The following is a 26858-nucleotide window of genomic DNA, read 5'->3' as shown; positions in this document are numbered from 1 at the left end:
AGAAGCAGACGGCCGCGTTGCTGCAGCCCGTGCCCGCCCCCGCTGCGGACGCCGGCACGGCCGCGCCTGTCGTCGCGCGTCGCGGCAAGGGTTCTGCGGAAGCCGAAGCCCCCGCCGCTGCGGGCGCCAAGGCAACGCGCACCGGCACGAAGAAAGGCACGGCCAAAACTGCGCAGGTCGAGGTTCGCAAGCTGTTCGTGCTGGACACCAACGTGCTGATGCACGATCCGACCTGCCTCTTCCGCTTCGAGGAACACGACGTCTATCTGCCGATGATGACGTTGGAAGAGCTCGACAATCACAAGAAGGGCATGTCGGAAGTCGCGCGCAATGCGCGTCAGGTGAGCCGCACGCTCGATTCGCTCGTCGCTAACGCGGGCGACATGTCGGAAGGCATTTCGCTGTCGCGCCTCGGAAGCCGCGAAGCGCTCGGACGCCTCTACTTCCAGACCAAGCTCACGCATATCGAGCCTGTCGAAGGTCTGCCGCAAGGCAAGGCGGACAATCAGATTCTCGGCGTCGTGCGCGCGCTGCAGCGCGATCGCGAAGACCGTCAGGTCGTGCTGGTGTCGAAAGACATCAACATGCGCATCAAGGCGCACGCGCTCGGCCTGCCCGCTGAAGACTACTTCAACGACCAGGTTCTTGAAGACAAGGACCTGCTCTACTCCGGCATTCGCCAGCTGCCGCCCGACTTCTGGACGAAGCACGCGAAGGACATGGAGAGCTGGCAGGACACCAAGACGGGCACCACGTATTACCGCGTGACGGGTCCGCTGTGCGCGTCGATGCTGGTCAACGAGTTCGTCTATCTGGAGCCGCAGAACGGCGAGCCGGCGTTCCACGCGATCGTGCGCGAACTGAACGGCAAGACGGCGCTGCTGCAGACGCTGCGCGACTACGGCCACCACAAGAACAACGTGTGGGGCATCACGGCGCGTAATCGCGAGCAGAACTTCGCGCTGAACCTGCTGATGAACCCGGAGATCGACTTTGTCACGTTGCTCGGTCAGGCGGGTACAGGCAAGACGCTGGTCGCACTCGCCGCCGGTCTCGCGCAGGTGCTCGACGACAAGCGCTACAACGAGATCATTGTGACGCGCGCGACGGTGCCTGTCGGCGAAGACATCGGCTTCCTGCCTGGCACCGAAGAGGAAAAGATGCAGCCGTGGATGGGTGCATTCGACGACAACCTCGAAGTGCTGCAGAAAACGGATGACGCAGCGGGCGAATGGGGCCGCGCGGCGACGCAGGAACTGATCCGTTCGCGCCTGAAGATCAAGAGCATGAACTTCATGCGCGGCCGCACGTTCGTCGACAAGTATCTGATCATCGACGAGGCGCAGAACCTGACGCCCAAGCAGATGAAGACGCTCGTCACGCGCGCGGGTCCGGGCACGAAGATCATCTGTCTGGGCAACATCGCGCAGATCGATACGCCGTATCTGACGGAAGGCAGTTCGGGTCTGACTTACGTGGTCGATCGCTTCAAGGGCTGGGCGCACAGCGGGCACGTGACGCTGGCGCGCGGCGAGCGCTCGCGACTGGCCGATTACGCGTCGGATATCCTGTAACGCGCTTTTTCTGCTGTTCGAAGCCGCTTCCGGTTTGCGCTGGAAGCGGCTTTTTCTTTGGGCGCCGATTTCGCGTTGCGTCGCAGGAAATTGACATTTAGCGCGTAAACTTCAAGTAATTCATCAAGATTTCTTGCGAGAGGCCCGTCAGACGGGCTACCATCGGGCATCGCCCCCTTTTGGCCGACGCCTTTATTCGCCTCGCATTCATGCTTCGCCTCGCGCTGTCACTGTCGGTCGTCGCCCTGCTTGCCGCCTGCTCCGGCGCGCCGCAGAAGACCGTGCGCGCGTCGGGCGGATCGTATGCGTCTTCGGGCGGTGCGTACCGCACCACGCCGCCCGGCTTCCCTAATTTCGTCGATCACAGCATCGGCCGCGAAGAAATCTCGATTCAGGCGATGAGCCTCGTGGGCGTGCCGTATCGCTGGGGCGGCAATACGCCCGATAGCGGCTTTGATTGCAGCGGGCTCGTCCACTATGTCGTGCAGCGCGCGGCGTCCGTGAATCTGCCGCGTACGACCGCCGATATGAGTTCACGCGGTGAATCGGTCGAACCGGACGAAGTCGCGCCAGGCGACCTGATTTTTTTCAACACGACGGGACGGCCGCATTCGCACGTCGGCATTTATGTCGGCAAGCTGCGCTTCGTCAATGCGCCGTCGACGGGCGGCACCGTGCGGCTCGATTACCTCACTAATCCGTATTGGGCGAAGCGCTTCGACGGCATCCGCCGGGTCGCGCCCGCGTTAGGCAAACCGACCATCACGCCGTTCGATGCTCCCAGCTATCAGGCGGCAGCGCCCGCGCCAGCGGCGCCTGCTGTTTCCGCCGTCGCGCCGTCGAAGACGCCCGCACCGGACGCGTCGGCTAGTGCGTACGGCGCATCGCGGGTTTCATCCAGCGCATACGTTGCCCAGACGCCACCCGCACCTGTGGCGAGTCCGGTTGCGCCCGCGCCCGTCGCAACGGCCGCGGCATCCGCCGATCCGTTCGAACCGCCGCCACCGGGCATGACCGCCGCGCAGATACAGGCACGCGCAGCGGGCGCCGTGTCGCCGGCTGCCGTGGCGCCGCAGGAGGCGGCGACGACACGCGCCAACAGCGCCGCGCCCGATGCCATCGACGCCGCCGCCGATGCCTACGAACCGCCTCCGCCCGCCTCCGTCGCGGCGCGCCAAGCTCGTCAGGCCCAATCGCCGGGCGTCAGTAGCGACCCGGGCGGCGTGCAGATCATGCGGGCGTCGACGGCTTCGCGCCCTGTCCCTGCGCCCACGCACACCAACGACGACCCGATCGCGGGCTTCGCCAATTACTGAGCCGGACCGTCCACATGCGCAGCCGGTCCAACCCGCCTGGCGCAGGCTCTGCTATCTTTTGACGATATTTCCCTAACGGCGGGTGACAAGATGGATCTCGGTCTCAAAGACAAAGTGGTTCTGATCACGGGTGGCAGCAAGGGTATCGGTCTCGCGTGCGCGCGCGCGTTCGCGATGGAAGGCGCGAAAGTCGCGATCGTGTCACGCGATCCCGCCAACCTCGCCCGCGCCCGCGAGCAACTGTCGAGCGAAGGACTGCATGTGCACCTGACACGCGCCGATCTGCATGAGCCGCATAGCGCCGCCGACGTCGTCGAGGAAGCGACAAGCGCCGTTGGCCCGATCGACATCCTGATCAACAGCGCGGGCGCCGCGCGCCGCTACGACCCCGAAACGCTCGACGCCGCCGCCTTCAAGGCGACGATGGAAGCGAAATACTTTCCGTATATCTACCCGCAGCAGGAAGTACTGAAACGCATGGCCGAGCGCGTGAAATCCGGCAAGGCGAAGGAGCCGGGCACGATCGTCAACATTATCGGGATGGGCGGCAAGATCGCAAGCGATATTCATATCGCGGGCGGCGCGGCCAACGCGGCGCTGATGCTGGCGACTGTCGGGCTTGCGCACTATTACGCGCGCTACGGGATTCGCATCAACGCGATCAACCCGGGCGCGACGCTGACGGAGCGCGTCGACGAAGCATTGAAACTGGAAGCGTCGCGCGAAGGCATCGAAGCCGCCGAAGCGCTTGCGCGCGGCGAAGCGCGCGTGCCGCTCGGGCGTTTTGCGAAACCGGAAGAGATTGCAGACGTCGCGCTGTTTCTGGCGAGCCGCCGCGCGAGCTATGTGACGGGAGCGATTGTCCCGATGGATGGAGGCAGCGCGCCGCTGATCTGACCGCGGCGCGCTGTATCTGAAGCCGCTGACGTCGCTTTAAAGGAAGCGGTGGCCGAGCCACCAGCCGGCCGCCGCGAGCACGGCAGACGCGGGAATGGTCAATATCCACGCCCAGACGATATTGCCGGCGACACCCCAGCGTACGGCCGACAGCTTCTGCGTCGCGCCGACGCCGACGATTGCGCCGGTGATCGTATGCGTGGTGGATACCGGAATGCCGAGGAACGACGCGATGAACAGCGTGATCGCGCCGCCCGCCTCCGCGCAGAAGCCGCCGACAGGCTTGAGCTTGGTGATCTTCTGGCCCATCGTGCGTACGATGCGCCAGCCGCCGAACAGCGTGCCGAGACCCATCGACAGATAACACGCACCGATCACCCACAGCGGCGGCGCATCGGCCGTGGTCGACGCGTAACCCGTTGCGATCAGCAGCATCCAGATAATGCCGATGGTCTTCTGCGCGTCGTTGCCGCCGTGGCCCAGGCTGTACAGCCCCGCCGACACCAGCTGCAAACGGCGGAAGCGCCGGTCCACCTTGCTGGGCGGCGTGCGGAAATAGATCCACGACACCAGCAGCATGAAGAACGAGCCCAGCACGAAACCGAGCAGCGGCGACACGATGATGAACGTGACCGTCTTCAGCAGACCATCCCAGTTCAGCGCGGCCCAGCCTGACTTGGCAAGCGCCGAGCCCACCAGCCCACCAATCAGCGCATGCGACGAGCTGGACGGAATGCCGTAGTACCACGTGACGATGTTCCAGCCGATCGCGCCGACCAGCGCGCCGAACACCACATAGTGGTCGACAATGGCGGGATCGATCGTGCCCTTGCCGACCGTCTGCGCGACTTTCAGGTGGAAGATGAAATAGGCGATGACGTTGAACGCGGCGGCGAATGCGACGGCCTGTTGCGGCTTCAGCACGCCCGTCGAGACGACGGTGGCGATGGAGTTCGCCGCGTCGTGAAAGCCGTTCATGAAGTCGAAAACGAGCGCGACGAGCACGAGCGTCGTGACCGCCCAGATGGCGAGTTGAATCGAATGCATTACGCGTTTTCCAGCACGATGCCTTCGATGATGTTCGCCACGTCCTCACACTTGTCAGTGATCGACTCCAGCAGCTCGTAGATCGCCTTCAGCTTGATCAGATTCTTGACGTCATCTTCCTCGCGGAAGAGTTTCGACATCGCCGAGCGCAGCACGCGGTCCGCATCCGACTCCAGACGGTCGATATCTTCGCAGGCCTTCAGGATTTCACGCGCCTGCTTCATGTCCGACAGCATCGCGACAGCCGCCTGCACGCGCACGCAGCAAGCCGTCGAAATGTGCGCGAGCTGGCTCGCCTCCGACGTCACGGCCCGCACGTCATACAGCGAAATGGCCGTGGCGACGTCCTCCATCAGGTCGAGGATGTCGTCCATCGTGGTGATCAGCTTGTGGATTTCGTCGCGGTCGAGCGGCGTGATGAAGGTTTTGTGCAGCAGATCGATGGTTTCGTGCGTGAGCTTGTCGGCCGCTTTTTCGGCCGTTTGCACGTTCTGCTTGTGGATCTCAGCGTCGCCGAGGTTATCGATCAACAACTCGAGTTCGCGGCTGCCTGCGACGATGTGCTTCGCGTGAGCGTTGAAGATTTCAAAGAATTTGCCCTCGGTGGGCATGAATCGACCGAACATTGGGGTCCCAGAAAATGGTCACGGTGAGGCTGTCATAAAACCGCAATATTGTACCGTTCCCGACCATTCCGGGTGCGCCGCGCGACCTGGTTTTGTGCGCGCGCGCAACGGCGGGTGCAACCTGGTTTCCCCGCCCGCTCAGAGTGTGTTACTCGCCGCCGTAGAAATTCTGCGGACCCGCAAAGTTGTCGAACTTCGTGAATTGCCCGTGGAACGTGAGTCGAACAGGGCCGATCGGACCGTTACGCTGCTTGCCGATGATGATTTCGGCGGTGCCCTTGTCGGGGCTGTCCGGGTTGTAGACTTCGTCGCGATAGATGAACAGGATCACGTCCGCGTCCTGTTCGATTGCACCTGATTCGCGCAAGTCGGACATGATCGGCCGCTTGTTCGGGCGCTGTTCCAGACCGCGGTTCAGCTGCGACAGCGCGATCACGGGAACGTCGAGTTCCTTCGCAAGGCTCTTGAGCGATCGCGAGATTTCCGAGATCTCCGTCGCGCGGTTTTCACCCGACGACGAGCCGCTCATCAGCTGCAAGTAGTCGATGATGATCAGGCCGAGCTTGCCGCACTGGCGCGACAGACGCCGAGCACGCGAACGCAGTTCCATCGGGTTCAGACCACCCGTTTCGTCGATGAAAAGCTGCGCCTCGCTCATTTTCTGGACGGCGTGCGTGAGTTTCGGCCAGTCTTCGTCCGTCAGACGTCCGGTGCGCATGCGGTGCTGGTCGAGCCGGCCGACGGAGCCGAGCATACGCATGGTCAGCTGCGTGCCCGGCATTTCCATCGAGAATACGGCTACGGGCAGACCATATTCGACAGCCACGTATTCGCCGATGTTCATCGAGAACGCCGTCTTACCCATCGACGGGCGCCCTGCCACGATGATCAGTTCGCCGCCGTGCATGCCCGAGGTCATCCGGTCGAGATCGACGAAGCCTGTCGGCGTGCCGGTCACATCGCTCGGATTGGCCGTGTGGTACAGCGTGTCGATGCGCTCGACCACCTGCGTGAGCAGCGGACCGATTTCGAGGAAGCCCTGCGTGCCGCGCGCGCCGTCTTCGGCAATCGAGAACACCTTCGACTCCGCTTCGTCGAGCAGCTGGCGGACTTCCTTGCCTTGCGGATTGAATGCGTCGGCGGAAATTTCGTCGGCAACCGACACCAGACGGCGCAGCACCGCGCGATCCCGCACGATTTCAGCATAGCGCCGGATGTTCGCCGCGCTCGGCGTGTTCTGCGCAAGCGCGTTCAGGTACGCGAGTCCGCCGACCTCTTCGGCCTTGCCAGCCGTCGTGAGCGCTTCATAAACGGTCACGACGTCGGCGGGACGCGTCGCCGCAATCAGCCTGCCGATGTGCTCGAAAATGATGCGATGGTCGTAGCGGTAGAAGTCGCTTTGCGCAAGGAAGTCAGCGATGCGGTCCCATGCGCCGTTGTCGAGCAGCAGACCGCCCAGAACCGATTGCTCGGCCTCGATGGAATGGGGCGGGACTTTCAGCGACTCGATTTGAGGATCTTTCGACGGTGCGTTCATGGGGTGGAATTATCGATCAAATAGAGTCTGCAAGATAGCGCCGGGCGAAGCGGGAATTCGCGATCGTAAACGACGATTGCAGAGAACAAAAAAGGCAGAGGCCGGTTTCCCGGCCCCTGCCCTTTATCGCCAGAAATTTCCTGGCGAACTACATCTTGCGTAGCTGATGCTTACGCGTGCTCGCCCAGCACTGCGACCGTCACGTCAACCGTGACGTCCGTGTGCAGCGAAACGTGCACCGGGTGATCGCCAACGATCTTCAGCGGGCCTTCCGGCAGACGCACTTGCGCCTTTTCCACTGCGAAGCCTTGCTTCGTGAGTGCGTCAGCGATGTCACCGTTCGTCACCGAGCCGAACAGACGGCCGTCGACGCCAGCCTTCTGTGCGATCTGGACCGTCAGACCTGCCAGCTTTTCGCCTTGAGCCTGAGCAGCTGTCAGCTTTTCAGCAGCGACCTTTTCCAGTTCTGCGCGGCGAACTTCGAATTCAGCGATCGCTTCCTTCGTTGCGCGGCGTGCCTTCTTGTTCGGGATCAGGAAGTTACGTGCGTAGCCGTCCTTGACCTTGACGATGTCGCCCAGGTTGCCGACGTTCACAACTTTTTCGAGAAGAATGATTTGCATTCGGATGCTCCTTGTGACGTCGTCCGGTTAGGCCTTGTGCTGATCGGTGTACGGCATCAGCGCGAGGAAACGTGCGCGCTTGATTGCCGTGTCGAGCTGGCGTTGATAGTGGGCCTTGGTACCCGTCAGACGTGCCGGCGTGATCTTGCCGTTTTCGCCGATGAAGTCCTTCAGCGTATCGATGTCCTTGTAGTCGATCTGTTCGACACCTGCAGCCGTGAAACGGCAGAACTTCTTGCGCTTGAAGAGCGGGTTTTGTTGCTGACGACGCTTGTCGAATTTCTTACCAGTCGGGCGGGGCATGATTAGTCCTTTCCAATGTCCTGCAATTCTGTGATGTGAAACACCAGAGTTCGCGCGTTGCGGTTTTTCTTGGCCAGGAAACCGGTGAAAAGCGTTTCGACGCCCATTTCAACCCGTTCCAGCTTGCCGCTCGCCTCGCCGGCCGCAACCGCCTGCATGGTCAGTTCGACGGTTCGGGCAATGCCCGCCTCGACTACCTGCGTGCGGTGCTGCAACGTACAGCCTGCTATCGGAACGCCTGCGGGGGTGTACCGCACTATTTCGCGTTCGACGACACTTGCCGTGAGTTGCAGCCGGTTCATCGATTCCTTTTACGGACGCTGATTGAGAGCGTGCCGCGTCACTCTGATGGCTTAACGGTTCTGCTTTAAGCCTGCGCTTCGGTCGGCTGCGATGCGGCCGCCTTCTTGGCTTCTTCGCGCTGCACTTCCTTCATCATCGGCGACGGGCCGGTTTCGGCCTTCTTCATCTTGACGATGAGGTGACGCAGGACGGCGTCGTTGAACTTGAACGCGTGTTCGAGTTCGTCGAGCGTGGCCTGGTCGCATTCGATGTTCATGCAGACGTAGTGAGCCTTCGCGAGTTTCTCGATCATGTAGGCCAGCTGGCGACGGCCCCAGTCTTCGATACGGTGGATCTGGCCACCGTGCGACGTGATCGTCGACTTGTAACGCTCGATCATGGCGGGCACTTGCTCGCTCTGATCGGGGTGCACGATGAATACGATTTCGTAATGACGCATGTTCACTCCTTGGACTTATGGATAGAAGCCACCCGGGCGTCGGAACCGGTGTGGCAAGTGAGAAGCCGAAGAATATAACCTGAATCGGCAGTGTTTGCAAGATAAAGCAGGTCACAAACAGTGGATTCGGACGTGTTTTCAATGATTTAGAGCGGCGGAGGCACTGGAACGCGCCGCCTGCCGCCCTTCGAACGTGAATATTTACGCTGGTTCGCGCCCGGCGATCCGTTTCAGCTGCCCGAATAAGGCGCCCCAGCCTCTCCGCCATGCAGCCGCGCGGTGAGCGCCGCCTGCAACGCCGTAAGCGACTCGGGGGCGGCGTCCGTCACGGCCCACCACATCATCCCTTCATCGCGCCAGCGCGCGACCGCATAGCCGTCCTGCACCAGCGGCGCGCCTGGCTTGCCCGCCGCGCGATCGTCCTCGGGGAACACGTAGACGTCGATCACATGCTTCGCGTGCTTATACGTCAGCACAGCGACCCGCCGATGCCCCACGTAGTCGAGTCGGCCGCCCGCAAGCGGAAAGCCGCTCGCCGCGAGATCCTCGACGGGCGGCGCATAGTCGATCTTGCCGTTGAACCACGGTTTGACCGTATGCTGATCCGACGACACGACGTCGATATCGTGCCCCGACAGTTGCGCCCGCACGTGGCTCGCCACCAGTTCGTCGACGAGCGGCAACGGTTCGCCCGTACGATGCAGCGTCACCGCGATGCCCGCCGCGACCAGCACGCACAAGGCCAGAGCAAGGCCGCCGCGCCAGGCTGCGCCCGACTGCCAGCCGCCGCTCATCGCGCCGCCCGCACCCTCGCCCGCCAGCGAGCCGAAACCGCCACCCTTCGGTAGTTGCGGCAGCCGCAGCCAGTCGAACCAGCCCTTGCGTTGCCTCGCCCGCGGTTCGGCGCGCATCTCGCTGTCGCGCGCCGCCCCTTGCTGCGCGGCAAGTTCCGTCGACGGCAGCGCCGCCATGATCTTCGCGCGCAGTTCGTCCGGCGCGCGGTAGTAATTGGCCGAGCGCACCGCGCCCTTCATTGCCCGCACCATCTCGCTTTCCCTCCGGCAGGCCTCGCAGCTTTCGATATGCCGCTGCACATCGCGCGATTGCGGCGGCGTGAGTTCGTGGTCCGCATTCGCATCGAGAAGCGGCCGTGCTTCGTTACAGTCCATCTGGCGCCTCCTGTGCGAGTCCGCCCGGCAACGCGCCGGGAGCGTGCGGCATCCAGCCGCTGTCGGTTCTACGTGGGGCCGCGCCCACGTGCCCCTGTGTCTGGGCCGACACGCGCATCGCGGGCCGTGCGCCCGGCACGTCGCCCGCCCCGTCCGGCGCACGGTGCGCCGAGCCTCCATCGCGCGCGCCGCCCTTCGATCGCGTGTTCCCCTTCGATTGCAGCGATGTCAGCACCGTTGCGAGCTTGCGCCGGCCGCGCGCGAGGCGCGACATCACGGTGCCTACGGGCAGATCCGCAATCGTCGCGATCTCGCGGTAGCTCAGCTCTTCGAGCTCACGCAGGATCAGCACCTCGCGGTATTCGACGGGCAGCTGTTCGAGCGCCTCGTGCACGAGCCGCGTATCTTCGTCGCGGATCATCAGCGCTTCGGGGTCGGGCGAACCCGTGCTCCAGCCTTCGAAGGACGCGTCGTCGAGGTTCTCGTCGAACTCGATCGTCGCGTTCACGCCGCCCGATCGCCTTCGCCATTCCGTGTACCACGTGCGCCGCACAATCGCGAGCAGCCAGGGCCGCGCGGTCTCGCCGTGAAATGTGTCGAAGAAACGGTAGGCGCGCATGAACGCGTCCTGCACGACGTCGTCGGCGTCGTGCCCATTGCCGCACAGCCAGCGCGCGAGGTTGTACGCAGCGTCGAGATGTGGCAGCGCCATCTGCTGAAAACGCAGACTGCGTGCCGCCTCGGCGCGTGCGTCGCCTTGCGCATGTTTTCCGGTCTCATCCACCGATCGCCTCCAGGCTTGCCCAGACTTCACGGCTGCAAAACCCATCTGCAATCCAGTTTATTCCCACTTTTTTCGCATCCTGCGAAAAATAAAGTTCGCGATCCGGGAATAGGAAGCACGGTGGCGCGGTATCGCAGACGAGTCCTTAACTCGCGAGGAGACCATGCAAACTACGCTCAAATGCCTGAAGCGGCGCGACTTCCTGAGACTTGCGGCAGTTGGCGGCGCGGCGTTCGCATCCGGATTGCCCGGTTTCAGCTATGGACGCGACGAAGATTTCTATTTCGTCCAGCTTTCGGATGCGCATTGGGGTTTCGAAGGACCCGGCGTGAACCCCGATCCGAAGGGCACGCTGCCGAAGGCGATTGCCGCCGTCAACGCGTTGCCGTCGCCGCCCGATTTCGTGATTTTCACGGGCGACCTGACGCACACCACCGACGACACCGCGCTGCGTCACGAACGCATGCGCCAGTTCCAGCAGATCATCGCGCAACTGAAGGTGAAGCCGCTCTATCTGATGCCAGGCGAACACGACGCGAGCCTCGATGCGGGCGCGGCGTACAAGGAGCACTTCGGCCAGACGCATTACACGTTCGATCACAAGGGCGTGCACTTCATCACGATCGACAACGTGTCGGACCCGGCTGGCCGCGTCGGCGAAGAGCAGATCGCGTGGCTCTCCACCGATATCGACAAACAGCCGCAGGATGCGCGCATCGTCGTCTTCACGCACCGGCCGCTATTCGATCTCGCGCCGCAGTGGGATTGGGCGACACGCGACGGCGCGCAGGTGATCGACGTGTTGAGCCGCCGCAGGAACGTGACGGTGTTTTATGGGCATATCCATCAGGAGCATCACATGGTAACGGGCAACATCGCGCATCATGCGGCGCGCTCGCTGATGTTTCCGTTGCCGGCTGCGATGTCGCAGAGCAAGAAGCTTCCTGTTCCGTGGGATGCGTCCGCGCCGTATCGCGGGCTGGGCTGGCGGCAGGTGGAAGTAGCAGGACCAACCGGCGCGCTCGCGCTCGAAGAGATGCAGATCAGGACGTCATAACGGGGAGATGTTCATGCAGAGCTTTGCTGTCAATCGACGACGTCTTTTTACGCTGACCGCGATGGGGGCTGTTCTGGCTGTTGCTGGACGGTTCGATGCGCACGCCGCTGAGCCTCGCGTTATCAAGGTCAATGCGCGTAAGTTTGTGTTCACGCCGAATCAGATCAAGCTCGCGCCGCATGAGAATGTGGTGTTTGAGCTGACCGCTCAGGACACTGTGATGGGGTTCTCGATTCCACAGTACAACGTGCGGGCTGATGTGCCGCCTGGTGCCACTGTTCGCGTGCCGGCGCAGGCTGGGGATGCGGGCACGGTTGATTTTCTCTGCGATATTTTTTGTGGGTCGGGGCATGAGACTATGAATGGGACTATTGTTGTTGGGTGAGGTTTGCTTTTTGTCTTGCGACGCTTTGTTTGGTTTGCTTGTGTTGTCGCTGGCATCCGCGGTTTGTTATCGGTGCTTCACGCGTTGCCCCTGTGCGGGGCGGCACCTACTTTTCTTTGCCGCGGCAAAGAAAAGTAGGCAAAAGAAAGCCGCTGAACACCGCTAATTCTTGTTCCTGCCTGAGGGCCCCCGACGGGTCCTCTCCTTCATGCGGCGCCGCTCTTCTCGACGCCCGTTGCCAACGCTCTTATTGAGCGCATCACCCGCTTCACACTCTCGCGTCGCCATTCGCGCGACCGCATTTCCTGCGTTCTATAGCGGCAAACTGTGTGTAGGCTGTCGCGGCGTACACGCACCACTCCGGACTGAAAAAAGCGATCGGTGTCGTAAGAGCGCTGAGGTGTGGAGTACTACGACCTACACACAGTTTGCCACCTGGGCGGCCGTGGCCATTCGCTGCCGCTGGCTGCGCTACGGGTGATTGAAGTGGGTGAGACGACTATTCGAAGCGTTGGCAGCGGGCGGTGACTGAGAAGTTGCCGTGTGAAGCGGAGGACCCGTTGGGGGCCCTCAGGCGGTGGTCAAGTACGGTCGGTGTTAGCCCGCTTTCTTTGCTTACTTTCTTTGCGGCGGCAAAGAAAGTAAGTGCCGCCCCGCACAGGGGCAACGCCTGAAGCACCAGTAACAAAACGCGGATGCCAGCGACAACACAAGCAAACCAAACAAAGCGTCGCAAGACAAAAACTACCCAGCATTAACCCAATAATCCGCCCGCGAATAAACCTCTTTCAGATAATCAATGAAATACCGCACCTTAGCGGGCACATACCGCTGCTGCGGATACACAGCCAGAATGTCGTAATCAGGCAGCGCATATTCATCAAGCACAGTTTCGAGTTCACCTCGAGCCAGTTGCTGATCGATCTCCCACGTCGAGCGCCAGCCGAGCCCTAGCCCTTCCGACACCCAGCGGTGCAGCAACTCGCCGTCGTTGCAATCGAGCGTCCCACCGACACGCACCGTCGTCAGCTTGCCATTGCGCCGGAAGTACCAGCCGCGGTTCTGCCCGCCCTGAAGATTGAACGCGAGGCAATTGTGAGCCGGCAGGTCCTCGAGCGTCTTCGGCTTGCCATGCTTGCGGAAATACTCAGGCGTCCCGCACACGACCCGCCGGTTGGTCGCCAGCTTCACCGCGACAAAGTTCGGATCCACCGCGCCGCCGATGCGAATCGACAGGTCATACCCTTCGCGCACCAGATCGACGACCCGGTCAGTCAGATTGAACGAAACCTGAAGTTCCGGCTTGTCCTTCAGAAATTCGGGCGCGAGCGGCGCAACATGCTTTCGCCCGAACGCGGCAGGCGCCGACACGATCAGATGGCCGTTCACCGACCGCCGCCCCGCCATCAGCTCGTTTTCCGCCTGATCCCATTCGCTGAGCAGCCCGCGGCACCGCTCGAGAAACGCTGCGCCCTCTTCGCTGACCACCAGCCGCCGCGTCGAGCGATACATCAATTTCACGCCAAGACGCTTTTCCAGCGCGTCGATCCGACGCCCCAGAATCACGGGCGACACGCCCTCTTCCAGCGCCGCGGACGCAAGGCTGCCCGCGTCAGCGACGCGCACGAACGTTTCTATCTGCTTGAAGCGGTCCATTTTTTGTCTCCTCAAGCCCGTGGCGCGGGCGTCTCCCCTCGTGCACGCCACCCGGCGCGCCAGCCGCATTCCATACTTTTTGTTTTGGAATAAGCGACCGTGAATGATCTTATCAAACCTTGGATGCAGTCTTAAAGTGTGTCTAACACCCATCCGCTTTACAGACTTCCAGGAGACATTCATGGCCAAGATGAGAGCCGTCGACGCAGCGGTGCTCGTGCTCGAAAAAGAAGGCATCGACACGGCTTTCGGCGTTCCCGGCGCCGCCATCAACCCGTTTTACTCGGCCATGCGCAAGGCAGGCAACATCAGTCACGTGCTGGCGCGCCACGTCGAAGGCGCATCGCACATGGCCGAAGGCTATACGCGTGCTTCGCCGGGCAACATCGGCGTGTGTATCGGCACGTCGGGCCCCGCCGGCACCGACATGATCACCGGTTTGTACTCGGCCCAGGCCGACTCCATTCCTATCCTCGCGATCACCGGCCAGGCGCCCCGCGCGCGTCTGTACAAGGAAGACTTCCAGGCCGTCGATATCGAATCGATCGCCAAGCCCGTCACGAAGTGGGCCGTTACGGTGCGTGAACCGGCTCTCGTGCCGCGCGTGTTCCAGCAGGCCTTCCATCTGATGCGCTCGGGCCGTCCGGGCCCTGTCCTGGTCGATCTGCCGATCGACGTGCAACTCGCCGAAATCGAGTTCGACATCGATACGTACGAGCCGCTGCCCATCTACAAGCCTGCTGCCACGCGCAAGCAGATCGAAGCCGCGCTCACGCTGCTCAACGATTCCGCGAAGCCGCTGATCGTCTCCGGTGGCGGCGTGCTCAACGCAGCCGCTGAAGACCTGCTCGTGCAGTTCGCCGAAACGATCGGCGTGCCGGTGATCCCGACGCTGATGTCGTGGGGCGCGATTCCCGACGATCACCCGCTGATGGCAGGCATGGTCGGCCTGCAGACGTCGCACCGTTACGGCAACGCGACGATGCTCGCCTCGGACTTCGTACTCGGCATCGGCAACCGCTGGGCGAACCGTCACACGGGCAGCGTCGAGGTCTACACGAAGGGCCGCAAGTTCGTGCACGTCGATATCGAACCGACGCAGATCGGCCGTGTGTTCGGCCCCGATCTCGGCATCGTGTCCGATGCGAAGAAGGCGCTCGAACTGTTCGTCGAAGTCGCAAAGGAATGGAAGGCTGCGGGCAAGCTGAAGGACCGCGGCGCATGGGTCGAAGAATGCCAGGCACGCAAGCGCACGCTGCAACGCAAGACGCACTTTGACAACGTGCCGATGAAGCCGCAGCGCGTGTACGAAGAGATGAACAAGGTGTTCGGCCGCGATACGTGCTACGTCAGCACGATTGGTCTGTCGCAGATCGCCGCCGCGCAGTTCCTGCACGTGTTCAAGGCGCGCAACTGGATCAACTGCGGCCAGGCAGGCCCGCTCGGCTGGACGATCCCTGCGGCACTCGGCGTGCGTGCGGCTGATCCGCAGCGCCCGATCGTCGCACTGTCGGGTGACTACGACTTCCAGTTCATGATCGAAGAACTGGCCGTGGGCGCGCAATTCAAGCTGCCGTATGTGCATGTGGTCGTCAACAACTCGTATCTCGGCCTGATTCGCCAGGCACAGCGCGCGTTCGACATGGACTTCTGCGTGCAACTCGCGTTCGACAACATCAACGCGCCGGAACTCGAAGGCTATGGCGTCGATCACGTGGCGGTTGCCGAAGGTCTGGGTTGCAAGGCGATCCGCGTGTTCAAGCCGGAAGAACTCAAGCCTGCGCTCGAAAAGGCGCAGTCGATGCTCTCCGAGTTCAACGTGCCCGTGATCGTCGAAGTGATTCTCGAGCGTGTGACGAACATCTCGATGGGCACCGAAATCGACGCGATCAACGAGTTCGAAGACCTCGCCGTGACGCGTGCCGATGCCCCGAGCGCCGTCAGCCTGCTCGATTAAGGCTGTATCTGCGGGACCCGCTTCATCCGGATGAATGCGTTCTCAACGAATCGCATTCATCCGCGTCACGCTGTTCAATTTGACCGACCAGAGAGAAAAAGCAACATGCCGAAATTTGCCGCGAATCTCACGATGCTGTTCAACGAAGTCCCGTTCCTCGACCGCTTCGCAGCGGCCGCCGACGCGGGCTTCAACGCCGTCGAATTTCTGTTCCCCTATCCGTACCAGATCGCCGAAGTGGCCGAACGTCTCGAGCAGAACAAGCTGAAGCTCGTCTTGCACAACCTGCCCGCAGGCAACTGGGAAGCAGGTGAACGCGGGATCGCTTCGCTGCCGGATCGCGTCGGCGAGTTCCAGGAAGGTGTCGGTCGCGCGATCGAATACGCGAAGGCCCTGAAGGTGCCGCAACTGAACTGCCTCGTCGGTATTCCAAAGGGCGTCGAGGCCGACAAGGCGCGTGCGACGATCGTCGACAACCTGCGCTTCGCCGCGGCTGCGTTGAAGAAAGAAGGCATCCGGTTGCTGGTCGAGCCGTGCAACTCGTACGACATTCCGGGCTTCGCGTTGAACCGCTCGTCGGAAGGACTCGATGTGATTCAGGCCGTCGGCTCCGACAACCTGTTCCTGCAATACGACATCTATCACATGCAACGGATGGAAGGCGAACTCGCCGCGACGATCAAGAAGAACTTCGCGCAGATCGCTCACATCCAGCTCGCCGACAACCCGGGCCGCAACGAGCCGGGGACGGGCGAAATCAACTATCCGTTCCTGTTCGATCTGCTCGATTCGCTCGGCTATCAGGGCTATATCGGCTGCGAGTACAAGCCGCGCACGACCACCGCTGAAGGCCTCGGCTGGCTGGAGAGCGTGGCGGGCGTCAAGCGCGCCGGCGTGTCGGCTTGAGCCTCGCAGCCCTCGCCTGATCGCAGCACACACGAGCACATTTCGAACCTTATTTTCTGGAGACTTACGTAATGGCAAAGATCGGTTTCATCGGCCTCGGCATCATGGGCGCGCACATGGCGCGCAACCTCATCAAGGGCGGCCACACGCTGTTCGTCAATGGCGCATACCCGGTGCCGGAAGATCTCGCCAAGACGACCACCGTGGTCGCCGATTCGACGGCTGTTGCGCAGACTGCCGACATCGTCATCATGATGGTGCCGGACACGCCCGACGTCGCGAACGTGCTGTTCGCCGATGACGGCGTCGCGAAGGGTCTCAGCAAGGGCAAGCTGGTGATCGACATGAGCTCGATCTCGCCGCTCGACACACAGGCGTTTGCGAAGAAGATCAACGAACTGGGCTGCGATTATCTGGACGCGCCTGTCTCCGGCGGCGAAGTCGGCGCACGCGAAGCGACGCTGACGATCATGGTCGGCGGCCCGCAGAAGTCGTTCGATATCGCCAAGCCGCTGTTCGAACTGATGGGCAAGAACATCTCGCTGATCGGCGACAACGGCGCGGGCCAGACCTGCAAGGTCGCGAACCAGATCATCGTTGCGCTGAACATCGAAGCGGTTGCCGAAGCGCTGCTGTTCGCGGCACGCTCGGGCGCCGATCCGGAGCGCGTTCGCAAGGCGCTGATGGGCGGTTTCGCGTCGTCGCGCATTCTCGAAGTGCACGGCGAGCGCATGACGAAGCGCACGTTCAACCCGGGCTTCCGGATCGAGTTGCACCAGAAGGATCTGAACCTCGCGCTCGACGGCGCACGCAAGCTGGGTATTGCCCTACCGCATACGGCGAGCGCGCAGCAATTGTTCAGCGTGTGCGCGGCGAATGGCGGCAAGGCCTGGGATCACTCGGCGATGGTTCGCGCGCTCGAGATCATGGCTAACTTCGAAGTGGCGCAAGCGCCGGCAGCAGATCAGAAGGCTGCTTGAGCGAGTCTGTTTTTACTTTAGTGCTGCCGCGTTGCTTGCGGTAGCGCACTGGTGGGGCGCCTGGTCCGGCGCGCGGCACGCATCGGATCGGGCAAATCAAGTCGCTCTGGGCTGAGAGCGACGAGTGGGGTCCGCAGCGGCACCCGGCGATGACGGGGAAGCCTTGGTCGGTCAGACGTTATCGTCGGGTGTCCTGCTGTCGGATTTTTTTGTTTTTTCTGCGAAGCCATTTTAGGTTTTGATTGCTTTTGTTGTCGCTGGCATCCGCGATTTGTCTTCGTGCTTCAGGCGTTGCCCCTGTGCGGCGCGGCAATTACTTTGCCTTGTCTCGCGACGCTGATTCGGCTTTTTTTGGTTTTGCGCTGGCATCCGCGTAGCGCCTACGCGGCGCATGCGTTGCCCCTGTGCGGGGCGGCACTTACTTTCTTTGCCGCCGCAAAGAAAGTAAGCAAAGAAAGCGGGCTAACACCGCCCGTTCTTGACCACCGCCTGAGGGCCCCCAACCGTTCCTCCGCTTCAAACGGCATTCTGCTATTCACTGCCCGTTGCCAACGCTTCGAATAGAAGCCTCACCCACTTCAATCACCCGTAGCGCCCCCAGCGGCAGCAAATGGTTACGGCCGCCCAGGTGGCAAACTGTGTGCAGGTCGTAGTCGTAGTGCCCCACACCTCATCGTTCTTACGACACCAATCCCGCTTTTCAGTCCGGAGTGAAGTGCATACGCCGCGAAAACCTACACACAGTTTGCCGCTATAGAACGCGGGCTATTTGATCGCGCTGGCGGCGACGCGGGAGTGTGAAGCGGGTGATGCGCCGATTTAAAGCGCTGGCAGCGGGCATTGAATGGCAGAACGCCGTTTGAAGCGGAGGACCCGTTGGGGGCCCTCAGGCGGTGGTCAAGAACGGGCGGTGTTCAGCGGCTTTCTTTTGCCTACTTTTCTTTGCCGCGGCAAAGAAAAGTAGGTGCCGCCCCGCACAGGGGCAACCCAGGCAAACCGATAACAAATCGCGGATGCCAGCGAAACCAAAAGCAAACCACCCCAAGCGTCGCAAGACAAAGAAAACGCTCACTTCAGGCTATGATAAAACGCCGCCAGATTAGCAATATCCTCATCAGACAGAGGCTTGGCAACCACTGACATCATGTCATTCTGCCTGACACCAGATTTAAAATCCTTCAACGCCTTGACGAGATAATCCTCATTCTGCCCTGCCAGATTAGGCGCTTCGGGAATCTTGGCGATGCCATCCATCCCATGACACGCCTGGCACTGAATCGCCTTCGCGCGCCCCTTCGCTACATCGGCTGCATTCGCCGGGCAGGCAAAACCTGCAACAGCGAACACAACCGCCAGCGGCATCAAAAAAAATCGCATCATTTCGAATAAGAGATCCGGTAAATAGCACCCGCATAGTCATCGGACACCAGCAACGACCCATCCTGCAACTGCTGCACATCGACAGGACGTCCCATGTACTCGCCATTCGGCGTCAGCCACCCCTCGGCAAACACCTCGGTCTCCCCGACCGAACCATCATCCTTGACAGGCGTGAACATGATCCGCGCGCCGATCGGCTTCGTGCGATTCCATGAGCCATGCTCGGCATCAAAGATGCCGCCCTGATACTTCTCAGGGAACATCTTGCCCGTATAGAACGACATGCCGAGGTCCGCCGCGTGCGCCGCGTACTCGACCATCGGGAACACCACGCCCGCCGGCGGTGTCTGGTCCTTGTACTCTTCCGTGCGCACATGGCCGCCGCCATACCACGGGAAGCCGAAGTTCGCGCCCGCCTTCGTCGCGTGATTCAGCTCGCCGGGCGGGATGTCGTCGCCCATGCCGTCCACCTGGTTGTCGGTGAACCACAGCGACTTGTCCTTCGGGTTGAAATCGAGGCCCACCGAATTGCGCACGCCATGCGCATACACTTCGCGGTTCTTGCCGTTCTGGTCGAGGCGGATAATGCCCGCGAGGCCGTTCTTGTCCAGATCGGCGAGCTTGTCCTTTGGCGGCACATTCCAGGGCTGGCCGAGCGCAATGTACAACTTCTTGTCGGGCCCGATGCGGCAATAGCGTGCGCCGTGATTGAAGCTCTCGAACTGCGTCGGGATCAGCTTGCCCTGCGGCACGACCACAGCGGCGGCTACGTCCGGCCCGCCCTCGCCGAAGAACTGCGCGGCAGGAAACGCCAACACGCGGTTCTGCTCGACGATATACAGCACGCCATCCGGCGAGAAACACACGGCATTGGGCACCTTGAACGTGACGGAACTCGCGAACTGGACCACGTCGTCGGCCACGCGCCGCTTGGTCCGGTCCGTCACCTGCCACACGCGATCCTTGCGCGTGCCGACGAATACCACGCCCGTCGACGGCTCGATCGCCATCGCGCGCGCCTCCGGCACCACCGCGTACAGCTCGATCTTGAAGCCCGGCGGCAGCTTGATCGCCTTCAGGTTCTCGCGCAGCGCGTCGGCGCGCGAGCCTGTCTGCTGCACGGTTTCGGCGGGTTTGGTGTTGCCCGTCGTCTTGAAGTTCGACAGCGTCTGCACGTTGTCCTGCGCGGCGTAAGCGGCGGGCAGAAACGCGAGCGCCGCGCCGACAGCCAGCGGCAAGAGCTTCAGGGATGCGTTCATCGGTGTGTCTCCTGTCATTCTGATGCGGTTTGTTGGACCTGCAACGACGGGTACTGGAAAGACATGAACGTGATTGGTGCAATCCGTGACGGCATCGCAAGCCGTTGCAAGTGCAACGGAACCCGCGTGCGATGCTTTCCGAAAGCTTGCCTGACTCGTTGCGCGTGCAGCGACAATCGTCCGGCTATTGACTGTTATAGACGATGTTCAGTCAAACGTCGGAACGAATGCCTGCCTCGCGTGATTCGCGTTGCAGGCTGTATAGCGAGGGAATGTGAGGAAACGGCGCGATATATCCGTGCGGAGTCATCGCGCCGTTGCTTGAAAAGGAAAGAATCAGTACGTATCGAAGACTTGCTGCAATGCAACCGGCGTCGTGTGACCCGCTGCGAGTGCGAGCATGAGCAACACCCGCGCCTTGTATGGGTTCAGTGCGCCTGCCGTGACGAAGCCGAGCGCATCGTCGGCGGCAGCGCCGTTGCGCATCACATGCCCCGAGCCGACACGCGACGAACGCACGATCGCCACGCCTTTCGATGCGGCTTCGGCGAGCGCGGCCTGCACCGTCGAGTGAATCGAGCCGTTGCCCGTGCCCGCGACGACGAGGCCCTTCACGCCCGCCGCAACGAGTGCGTCGACGGCCACACGCGACACGCCCGCATAGCTCGTCACCACTTCGACCACAGGCCATTGCGTGCCGATCGCATCAATCGAAAATGGCGTCGCCGTCGTATGCGGCCGCACGACGCTGCGTTGAAATTCGACGCGTCCATCCTGCACCCAGCCGAGCGCACCGATTTCCGGCGATTGAAACGCATCGACGGCATACGTGCTCGTCTTCACGACATCGCGCGCGCTGTGAATGCGATTGTTGAACGCAACCAGCACGCCCTGTCCTTTAGCTTTGGCGCTACCCGCAACGATCACCGCGTTCAGCAGATTCAGCGGGCCATCGGCGGAAAGCGCCGACGACGGCCGCATCGCCGCCGTCAGCACGACAGGCTTGTCGCTCTTCACAGTCAGATGCAGCAGATAAGCGGTTTCTTCGAGCGTATCGGTGCCATGCGTGATGACGACGCCGTCGACTTCATCGGAAGCCAGCAGCGTGTTGACGCGCTGCGCAAGCGTGGTCCACAGCGCGAGCGCCATGTCCTTGCTGTCGACGCTCGCGACCTGTTCGGCCTGCACGTTCGCCACGGCAGCCAGCGACGGCACGGCCGCGAGCAACTGCCCGACGCCGACGACGCCCGCCTGATAGCCGGAAGTATTGGTCGCATCGGGCGCCGCGCCCGCGATCGTGCCGCCTGTGGCGAGCACGGCAAGGCGCGGCAAGGCGCGCGATGCAGAGGAAGGAGTGGAAGTATTCATGGCGGCGATTGTAAGCGATGCACGCCCGGCCGCCATCGATGAAAACGCGAGCCTCTACATGAGACTCGCGTGCAAAAGCCCTGCTATCAAGCCGCTTCGCGCAACTGGCTCGCGATATCCGCTTCATGCAGTTGCGGCGCGAACATTTCGATCAGCCGGTACGCATACGCGCGCAGGAACGCGCCCTTGCGCAAGCCGACGCGCGTCGTGCTCGCTTCGAACAGATGCTGCGTATCGAGCGCAACGAGTTCCGTGTCGCGCTTCGGATCGAACGCCATCGCCGCGACGATGCCAATGCCCATGCCGAGTTCGACATAGGTCTTGATCACGTCGGCATCGATTGCGGTGAGCACGACATCGGGCAGCGCGCCCGCCTTCGCGAACGCCTGGTCGATATGCGAGCGGCCCGTGAAGTCCTGGTCGTACGTGACGATCGGGTATTCGCCGATCTCTTCGAGCGTCAGGTTCTCGCGGCCAACGAGCGGATGCCCCTTCGGCACCACCACGACGTGATGCCACGAATAGCACGGGAACGTCACGATGTCGGGATACCGGTCGAGCGCTTCCGTCGAGATGCCGATATCCGCCTCGCCGTTGATGATCATCTGCGCGATCTGCTGCGGATTACCCTGGCGCAGCGCAAGATGCACCTTCGGATAGACCTCGGTGAACTGACGCACCACCTTCGGCAGCGCATAGCGTGCCTGCGTGTGCGTGGTCGCGACGACGAGGTGGCCATTGTCCTGATCGGCATACTGGCGCGCGACGCGGCGCAGATTCTCCGCATCGAGCAGCATGCGCTCGATCAGCTGATGCACAGCCTTGCCGGGCTCCGTGAGACCCGTCAGGCGCTTGCCGCGTCGAATGAAAATATCGACGCCCAGTTCGTCCTCGAGATCCTTGATCTGTTTGGAAACGCCCGACTGCGACGTGTACAGCACGTTCGCCACTTCCGTCAGGTTCATGTTTTGCCGTACGGCTTCGCGCACGAAGCGCAACTGCTGGAAATTCATATCGATGTCTCCGGTTCGTCCAGAGTAGGTTTGTTGTTCAATGCCCTGCTTGCGCCCTGTTAGACAGGCTCAGTGTGCGGGGAAAACGCGCAGCGCGCGCGGCACGGCCGTCACGCCATCGCCGACGGCCAGCTGCAACTCGCGCCATGCTTCACGATCCAGTTCCGCTTCGAGTACATGCCCTGCATTGCCTTCGAGTTCGACACGCACCGAGCCGCCGAGCGTCACCACGCGCCGCACGCCGACCACGATGCCATCGCGATGACCCGACGCCTGCGGATACAGCACGAGATCGTGCGGACGCACGTAGGCGAAGGCTGGGCCCTGGAAGTTGGCTTCGATTGCGATCGGCTGTGCCGCGCCGTCGACCACGAAGCCCGTGCCGTCGACACTTCCATGCAGACGGTTCGCCGCGCCGAGAAACTCGTACACGAACGATGTTTGCGGATGGTCGTACACGTCCTGCGGGCTGCCCACCTGCTCGACGTGCCCGTGATTTAGCACGACGATGCGGTCTGCCACTTCGAGCGCTTCTTCCTGGTCATGCGTGACGAAGATCGTCGAGATATGCAGATCGTCGTGCAGACGGCGCAGCCAGCTGCGCAGTTCCTTGCGGACCTTCGCGTCGAGTGCGCCGAACGGCTCGTCGAGCAGCAGCACTTTCGGCTCGACAGCAAGCGCACGCGCCAGCGCAATACGTTGCCGCTGACCGCCCGACAGTTCCGACGGATAACGCTGCGCGAGCCAGTCGAGTTGCACGAGCTTCAGCAGTTCATGCACCTTCTCGCGGATCACTGCCTCCGACGGACGCTCCTTGCGCGGCTTCACACGCAGCCCGAACGCGACGTTCTCGAACACCGTCATGTGGCGGAACAGCGCGTAATGCTGGAACACGAAGCCGACGTTGCGCTCGCGCGCACCCACTTCCGCGACATCCTGGCCTTGCAGCACGACCTGGCCGGCATCCGCGTATTCGAGGCCCGCGATCACGCGCAGCAGCGTGGTCTTGCCACAGCCCGACGGTCCAAGCAGCGCGACGAGTTCGCCCGGCGGGAAATCGAGCGAGACGTTGTCGAGCGCGGTGAAATCGCCAAAGCGTTTTTGCAGATTGCGTACGGTGATACCCATCTTTGACAACTCTCCTTACTGAACCGATTGTGCTGCGGTGTTCGCCGTCTGCGCGGACGGCTTGCTGACGGGACCGGCATGCGCGGGCACATCGCGCGCGCTCGCCAGTTCCGCCGACATATGGCGCTCGGCGAGCAGCTTCAGGCCGAGCGTGACGAGCGCGAGCAACGCGAGCACCGACGCCACGGCGAAGGCCGCCGAGAAGTTGTATTCGTTATAGAGAATTTCCACGTGCAGCGGCATCGTGTCCGTCTGCCCGCGAATATGGCCCGACACCACCGACACCGCACCAAATTCGCCCATCGCCCGCGCGTTACACAGGATCACGCCATACAGCAGGCCCCATTTCACGTTCGGCAGCGTGACGCGCCGGAAAATCTGCCAGCCGGATGCGCCGAGCACGTGCGCAGCTTCTTCTTCGTCGTTGCCTTGCGCCTGCATCAGCGGAATCAGTTCACGTGCAACGAAAGGGAACGTGACGAAGATCGTCGCGAGCACGATGCCAGGTACCGCGAAAATGATCTGCACGTTGTGATCGGCGAGCCACGGGCCGAACCAGCCTTGTGCGCCGAACATCAGCACGTAGATCAGGCCGGAAATCACGGGCGAAACAGAAAACGGCAGGTCGATCAGCGTCGTCAACAAAGCCTTGCCGCGGAACTCGAACTTCGCGATACACCACGACGCGACCAGCCCGAACACGAGATTGAGCGGCACGGCGATCACAGCCGTCAGCAACGTGAGCTTGATTGCGGAGACGGCATCGGGATCGGCGAGCGACTCGAAGTAGTACGCCACGCCCTTGCTGAACGCCTGATAGAACACGGCGACGAGCGGCAGCACGAGAAACAGCGCCAGAAACAGCAGCGCAATGCCCGTCAGGACCCAACGCACAAGGCGCGGCTCCGTCACGGGATCGGGCCGGCGCGCGGCGTTTGCGCTTTTCGCCGACGACTGCGACAGCAGCACGGAATCCTGGCTCATTGCGCACCTCCCGTCAGTGCGGCGGCGGGCGCGGCCGTCGGTGCCGTACGTCCGCGGCTCGTGCGCCGCTGCAGATACCACTGCAGCGTGTTGATCAACAGCAGCATCACGAACGACACGACGAGCATCACGACGGCCAGCGCAGTCGCGCCTGCGTAGTCGTATTGCTCGAGCTTCGTGATGATGAGCAGCGACGTGATTTCGGACTTCATCGGCACATTGCCCGCGATAAAGATCACCGAACCGTATTCGCCCAGTGCGCGCGCGAACGCCAGCGCAAAGCCCGTCAGCAGCGCGGGAAACACCGCGGGAAACACGACGCGGCGGAACGTCAGCCAGCGCGATGCGCCCAGGCACGCAGCTGCTTCCTCCTGCTCGCGCTCGAATTCTTCGAGCACGGGCTGCACTGTGCGCACGACGAACGGCAAGCCGATAAATGTCAGCGCAACCAGTACGCCCACCGGCGTAAAAGCGATCTTGATACCGAGTGGTTCGAGAAACTGCCCGACCCAGCCGTTGCCCGAATAGATCGCCGCGAGCGAGATACCTGCGACGGAAGTCGGCAGCGCGAACGGCAGATCGACGACGGCATCGACGATACGCTTGAACGGAAACTTGTAGCGCACCAGCACCCACGCCACCAGAAAGCCGAACACCGCATTGATCAGCGCGCCGCCGAGCGCCGAAAAGAACGTCAGCCGGTACGACGCCAGCACGCGCGGCGACGAAACGGCACGCACGAACTGGCTCCAGTCCAGCGTGGCCGTCTTCAGAAAAGTGGACGCGAGCGGAATCAGCACCACGAGGCTCAGATACGCCACCGTGATGCCGAGTGTCAGGCCGAATCCGGGGATCGCGCTCGGCTTTCGAAAGGTCAACGTCGTCATGCGAAAAGCTCGTTCAGGTTATTCATTACAATGCGCGCGCCGCCGCACCATTGCCGAAAGCGCGCCCGTGGGCGCGCCTTGCTCAGTAGCCGGTGAGTCGTATCACTGCGGCTGGTAAATCGAATCGAACACGCCGCCATCGGCAAAGTGCGTCTTCTGCGCGTTCGTCCAGCCGCCGAACGAGTCGTCGACCGTGTACAGCTTCAGCTTCGGAAACTTCTCGGTCAGCGCAGCAGGCACCTTGGTCGAACGCGGACGGTAGAAGTTCTTCGCGGCGATCTCCTGGCCCTCTTCGCTGTAGAGGAAGTTCAGGTAGGCATCGGCGAGCTTGCGGGTACCGTGCTTGTCGACCACCTTGTCGACCACGGCGACGGGCGGCTCGGCCAGAATGCTCGCCGACGGCACCACGATCTCGAACTTGTCCGTGCCGAATTCCTTCACCGACAGGAACGCCTCGTTTTCCCATGCGATCAGCACGTCGCCGATACCGCGCTGCACGAAACTCGTCGTCGCGCCGCGCGCGCCGGAGTCGAGCACGCCTGCATTCTTGTAGAGCTTGCCGACGAAGTCCTTCGCCTTCTGGTCGTTGCCGCCCGGCAGATGCGCCGCGTAAGCCCACGCCGCCAGATAGTTCCAGCGCGCGCCGCCCGACGTCTTCGGATTCGGCGTCACGATCGACACGCCCGGCTTCACGAGATCGTCCCAGTCCTTGATGTGCTTCGGGTTGCCCTTGCGCACGAGGAACACGATCGTCGACGTGTACGGCGATGCGTTGTCGGGCAGGCGCTTCTGCCAGTTCTTGTCGACGAGGCCCTTGTTGGCGAGCGCGTCGATGTCATAAGCGAGCGCGAGCGTCACGACGTCGGCCTGCAGGCCGTCGAGCACCGAGCGCGCCTGCGCGCCCGAGCCGCCGTGCGACTGCTTGAAGGTGATCGACTCGCCCGTCTTCGCCTTCCATTCCTTGCCGAACGCCTGGTTGACGTCCTGATACAGCTCGCGGGTCGGATCGTACGAGACGTTCAACAGCGTGGTATCCGCGTGCGCCTGAGCGATCATGCCGAGCGCCGATGCCGCGCCGAGCGCGAGTGCCGCGACGAACCGCTTCGCGCTGCCGCGCTTTGCCTGCTGTGCTCCTGCCAACCCCGTGATCCGAATGCCCATCGACTTCTCCGTCTTGTTGGTGTGACTGCCTGTTATCCGCTGATTGCCGTGTTTCGCTGCTACGCAAGCGGCAAGCGCCTCTCGCGCTGCGTGTACGTTGCTGTTGCATCAGTGGAAGC

General features: G+C 62.2%; 26 protein-coding genes. 8 read left to right on the top strand and 18 right to left on the bottom strand.

The features are described from left to right. The 3 genes from G3O01_RS39635 to G3O01_RS39625 all read left to right on the top strand — a co-directional run. Positions 1–1574: PhoH family protein (locus tag G3O01_RS39635; protein WP_205812929.1), on the top strand; the 1574-nt coding region annotated here is incomplete at its 5' end. 209 nt (positions 1575–1783) lie between these two features. Further along, on the top strand, positions 1784–2890 hold the full coding sequence (locus G3O01_RS39630) for an NlpC/P60 family protein (protein WP_205812928.1): 1107 nt from the start codon (positions 1784–1786) through the stop codon (positions 2888–2890). Between the two features lie 90 nt (positions 2891–2980). Next, on the top strand, positions 2981–3787 hold the full coding sequence (locus tag G3O01_RS39625) for an SDR family oxidoreductase (protein WP_205812927.1): 807 nt from the start codon (positions 2981–2983) through the stop codon (positions 3785–3787). Positions 3788–3823: 36 nt separating this feature from the next. Here G3O01_RS39625 and G3O01_RS39620 read toward each other — a convergent pair whose 3' ends face one another. The 9 genes from G3O01_RS39620 to G3O01_RS39580 all read right to left on the bottom strand — a co-directional run bounded on the left by G3O01_RS39620 (position 3824) and on the right by G3O01_RS39580 (position 10618). Further along, the gene (locus G3O01_RS39620) at positions 3824–4834 is read right to left on the bottom strand and encodes an inorganic phosphate transporter (protein ID WP_205812926.1); all 1011 of its coding nucleotides are present in this window, start codon (positions 4832–4834) and stop codon (positions 3824–3826) included. Then, the gene (locus tag G3O01_RS39615; protein WP_205812925.1) at positions 4834–5460 is read right to left on the bottom strand and encodes a DUF47 family protein; all 627 of its coding nucleotides are present in this window, start codon (positions 5458–5460) and stop codon (positions 4834–4836) included. Before G3O01_RS39615 ends, G3O01_RS39620 begins: the two co-directional genes overlap by 1 nt. Before the next feature lie 148 nt (positions 5461–5608). Beyond that, the gene (locus G3O01_RS39610; RefSeq protein ID WP_205812924.1) at positions 5609–6997 is read right to left on the bottom strand and encodes a replicative DNA helicase; all 1389 of its coding nucleotides are present in this window, start codon (positions 6995–6997) and stop codon (positions 5609–5611) included. Between the two features lie 170 nt (positions 6998–7167). Continuing rightward, the gene (gene rplI / locus G3O01_RS39605; RefSeq protein ID WP_205812923.1) at positions 7168–7620 is read right to left on the bottom strand and encodes a 50S ribosomal protein L9; all 453 of its coding nucleotides are present in this window, start codon (positions 7618–7620) and stop codon (positions 7168–7170) included. Between the two features lie 27 nt (positions 7621–7647). Continuing rightward, complete coding sequence (gene rpsR / locus G3O01_RS39600; RefSeq protein WP_012400321.1) at positions 7648–7923, bottom strand: 30S ribosomal protein S18; 276 nt, start codon at positions 7921–7923, stop codon at positions 7648–7650. Positions 7924–7925: 2 nt separating this feature from the next. After that, complete coding sequence (gene priB / locus G3O01_RS39595; protein ID WP_109482970.1) at positions 7926–8225, bottom strand: primosomal replication protein N; 300 nt, start codon at positions 8223–8225, stop codon at positions 7926–7928. Positions 8226–8290: 65 nt separating this feature from the next. After that, positions 8291–8665: a 30S ribosomal protein S6 gene (rpsF, locus tag G3O01_RS39590; protein WP_205812922.1), complete on the bottom strand. Its 375-nt coding sequence runs from the start codon at positions 8663–8665 to the stop codon at positions 8291–8293. A 230-nt stretch (positions 8666–8895) separates the two neighbouring features. Beyond that, positions 8896–9834: an anti-sigma factor gene (locus G3O01_RS39585; RefSeq protein WP_205812921.1), complete on the bottom strand. Its 939-nt coding sequence runs from the start codon at positions 9832–9834 to the stop codon at positions 8896–8898. Beyond that, on the bottom strand, positions 9824–10618 hold the full coding sequence (locus G3O01_RS39580; protein WP_346779259.1) for an RNA polymerase sigma factor: 795 nt from the start codon (positions 10616–10618) through the stop codon (positions 9824–9826). Before G3O01_RS39580 ends, G3O01_RS39585 begins: the two co-directional genes overlap by 11 nt. A gap of 163 nt (positions 10619–10781) precedes the next feature. On the opposite strand from G3O01_RS39580, the gene G3O01_RS39575 reads away from it, so the two are divergent. Then, positions 10782–11675 (top strand): metallophosphoesterase, encoded by an 894-nt coding sequence (locus G3O01_RS39575; protein ID WP_205812919.1) that lies wholly within the window; start codon positions 10782–10784, stop codon positions 11673–11675. 13 nt (positions 11676–11688) lie between these two features. Beyond that, positions 11689–12060, top strand: a complete 372-nt coding sequence (locus tag G3O01_RS39570) for a cupredoxin domain-containing protein (RefSeq protein ID WP_205812918.1) — start codon at positions 11689–11691, stop codon at positions 12058–12060. A 744-nt stretch (positions 12061–12804) separates the two neighbouring features. Here the strand turns inward: G3O01_RS39570 and G3O01_RS39565 are convergent. Further along, the gene (locus tag G3O01_RS39565) at positions 12805–13716 is read right to left on the bottom strand and encodes a LysR family transcriptional regulator (protein WP_205812917.1); all 912 of its coding nucleotides are present in this window, start codon (positions 13714–13716) and stop codon (positions 12805–12807) included. Positions 13717–13897: 181 nt separating this feature from the next. Here G3O01_RS39565 and gcl point away from each other — a divergent pair, with 181 nt between their 5' ends. From gcl to G3O01_RS39550, 3 genes are all read left to right on the top strand, one after another. Continuing rightward, positions 13898–15673 carry a glyoxylate carboligase gene (gene gcl / locus G3O01_RS39560; protein ID WP_205812916.1) on the top strand — a complete coding sequence of 592 codons (1776 nt, stop codon included), beginning with the start codon at positions 13898–13900 and terminating at the stop codon, positions 15671–15673. A 105-nt stretch (positions 15674–15778) separates the two neighbouring features. Further along, on the top strand, positions 15779–16579 hold the full coding sequence (gene otnI / locus G3O01_RS39555; protein WP_205812915.1) for a 2-oxo-tetronate isomerase: 801 nt from the start codon (positions 15779–15781) through the stop codon (positions 16577–16579). A 71-nt stretch (positions 16580–16650) separates the two neighbouring features. After that, entirely contained in the window at positions 16651–17559 is a 909-nt protein-coding gene (locus tag G3O01_RS39550) for a 2-hydroxy-3-oxopropionate reductase (RefSeq protein WP_205812914.1), read from the top strand. A 1068-nt stretch (positions 17560–18627) separates the two neighbouring features. On the opposite strand, the gene G3O01_RS39545 is transcribed toward G3O01_RS39550, so the two are convergent. The 8 genes from G3O01_RS39545 to G3O01_RS39510 form a co-directional block, all read right to left on the bottom strand. Then, positions 18628–18939, bottom strand: coding sequence for a cytochrome c (locus G3O01_RS39545; RefSeq protein WP_205812913.1), 312 nt, complete (start codon positions 18937–18939; stop codon positions 18628–18630). Further along, on the bottom strand, positions 18936–20198 hold the full coding sequence (locus tag G3O01_RS39540) for a PQQ-dependent sugar dehydrogenase (RefSeq protein ID WP_205812912.1): 1263 nt from the start codon (positions 20196–20198) through the stop codon (positions 18936–18938). Before G3O01_RS39540 ends, G3O01_RS39545 begins: the two co-directional genes overlap by 4 nt. 336 nt (positions 20199–20534) lie before the next feature. Further along, positions 20535–21566 carry an asparaginase gene (locus G3O01_RS39535; RefSeq protein ID WP_241024658.1) on the bottom strand — a complete coding sequence of 344 codons (1032 nt, stop codon included), beginning with the start codon at positions 21564–21566 and terminating at the stop codon, positions 20535–20537. A gap of 86 nt (positions 21567–21652) precedes the next feature. Continuing rightward, the gene (locus G3O01_RS39530) at positions 21653–22579 is read right to left on the bottom strand and encodes a CysB family HTH-type transcriptional regulator (RefSeq protein WP_109478445.1); all 927 of its coding nucleotides are present in this window, start codon (positions 22577–22579) and stop codon (positions 21653–21655) included. Between the two features lie 69 nt (positions 22580–22648). After that, positions 22649–23707, bottom strand: coding sequence for a sulfate ABC transporter ATP-binding protein (locus G3O01_RS39525; RefSeq protein WP_205812910.1), 1059 nt, complete (start codon positions 23705–23707; stop codon positions 22649–22651). A 15-nt stretch (positions 23708–23722) separates the two neighbouring features. Further along, entirely contained in the window at positions 23723–24691 is a 969-nt protein-coding gene (cysW, locus tag G3O01_RS39520; RefSeq protein ID WP_205812909.1) for a sulfate ABC transporter permease subunit CysW, read from the bottom strand. Further along, entirely contained in the window at positions 24688–25578 is an 891-nt protein-coding gene (gene cysT / locus G3O01_RS39515) for a sulfate ABC transporter permease subunit CysT (protein WP_205812908.1), read from the bottom strand. Before cysT ends, cysW begins: the two co-directional genes overlap by 4 nt. A gap of 102 nt (positions 25579–25680) precedes the next feature. Continuing rightward, complete coding sequence (locus G3O01_RS39510; protein ID WP_205812907.1) at positions 25681–26739, bottom strand: sulfate ABC transporter substrate-binding protein; 1059 nt, start codon at positions 26737–26739, stop codon at positions 25681–25683. Positions 26740–26858: the final 119 nt, after the last annotated feature.

Origin of the sequence: Burkholderia sp. Ac-20365 (assembly GCF_017104715.1) — a bacterium.
GTDB lineage: Bacteria > Pseudomonadota > Gammaproteobacteria > Burkholderiales > Burkholderiaceae > Paraburkholderia.
The sequence above is the reverse complement of the archived record's forward strand: the minus strand, read 5'-3'. Positions and strand labels throughout refer to the sequence as shown.

Coding starts and splice junctions, on each gene's coding strand:
- G3O01_RS39630 (WP_205812928.1), top strand. CDS start 1,784: ATGCTTCGCCTCGCGCTGTCACTGTCGGTCGTCGCCCTGCTTGCCGCC.
- G3O01_RS39625 (WP_205812927.1), top strand. CDS start 2,981: ATGGATCTCGGTCTCAAAGACAAAGTGGTTCTGATCACGGGTGGCAGC.
- G3O01_RS39620 (WP_205812926.1), bottom strand. CDS start 4,834: ATGCATTCGATTCAACTCGCCATCTGGGCGGTCACGACGCTCGTGCTC.
- G3O01_RS39615 (WP_205812925.1), bottom strand. CDS start 5,460: ATGTTCGGTCGATTCATGCCCACCGAGGGCAAATTCTTTGAAATCTTC.
- G3O01_RS39610 (WP_205812924.1), bottom strand. CDS start 6,997: ATGAACGCACCGTCGAAAGATCCTCAAATCGAGTCGCTGAAAGTCCCG.
- rplI (WP_205812923.1), bottom strand. CDS start 7,620: ATGCAAATCATTCTTCTCGAAAAAGTTGTGAACGTCGGCAACCTGGGC.
- rpsR (WP_012400321.1), bottom strand. CDS start 7,923: ATGCCCCGCCCGACTGGTAAGAAATTCGACAAGCGTCGTCAGCAACAA.
- priB (WP_109482970.1), bottom strand. CDS start 8,225: ATGAACCGGCTGCAACTCACGGCAAGTGTCGTCGAACGCGAAATAGTG.
- rpsF (WP_205812922.1), bottom strand. CDS start 8,665: ATGCGTCATTACGAAATCGTATTCATCGTGCACCCCGATCAGAGCGAG.
- G3O01_RS39585 (WP_205812921.1), bottom strand. CDS start 9,834: ATGGACTGTAACGAAGCACGGCCGCTTCTCGATGCGAATGCGGACCAC.
- G3O01_RS39575 (WP_205812919.1), top strand. CDS start 10,782: ATGCAAACTACGCTCAAATGCCTGAAGCGGCGCGACTTCCTGAGACTT.
- G3O01_RS39570 (WP_205812918.1), top strand. CDS start 11,689: ATGCAGAGCTTTGCTGTCAATCGACGACGTCTTTTTACGCTGACCGCG.
- G3O01_RS39565 (WP_205812917.1), bottom strand. CDS start 13,716: ATGGACCGCTTCAAGCAGATAGAAACGTTCGTGCGCGTCGCTGACGCG.
- gcl (WP_205812916.1), top strand. CDS start 13,898: ATGGCCAAGATGAGAGCCGTCGACGCAGCGGTGCTCGTGCTCGAAAAA.
- otnI (WP_205812915.1), top strand. CDS start 15,779: ATGCCGAAATTTGCCGCGAATCTCACGATGCTGTTCAACGAAGTCCCG.
- G3O01_RS39550 (WP_205812914.1), top strand. CDS start 16,651: ATGGCAAAGATCGGTTTCATCGGCCTCGGCATCATGGGCGCGCACATG.
- G3O01_RS39545 (WP_205812913.1), bottom strand. CDS start 18,939: ATGATGCGATTTTTTTTGATGCCGCTGGCGGTTGTGTTCGCTGTTGCA.
- G3O01_RS39540 (WP_205812912.1), bottom strand. CDS start 20,198: ATGAACGCATCCCTGAAGCTCTTGCCGCTGGCTGTCGGCGCGGCGCTC.
- G3O01_RS39535 (WP_241024658.1), bottom strand. CDS start 21,566: ATGAATACTTCCACTCCTTCCTCTGCATCGCGCGCCTTGCCGCGCCTT.
- G3O01_RS39530 (WP_109478445.1), bottom strand. CDS start 22,579: ATGAATTTCCAGCAGTTGCGCTTCGTGCGCGAAGCCGTACGGCAAAAC.
- G3O01_RS39525 (WP_205812910.1), bottom strand. CDS start 23,707: ATGGGTATCACCGTACGCAATCTGCAAAAACGCTTTGGCGATTTCACC.
- cysW (WP_205812909.1), bottom strand. CDS start 24,691: ATGAGCCAGGATTCCGTGCTGCTGTCGCAGTCGTCGGCGAAAAGCGCA.
- cysT (WP_205812908.1), bottom strand. CDS start 25,578: ATGACGACGTTGACCTTTCGAAAGCCGAGCGCGATCCCCGGATTCGGC.
- G3O01_RS39510 (WP_205812907.1), bottom strand. CDS start 26,739: ATGGGCATTCGGATCACGGGGTTGGCAGGAGCACAGCAGGCAAAGCGC.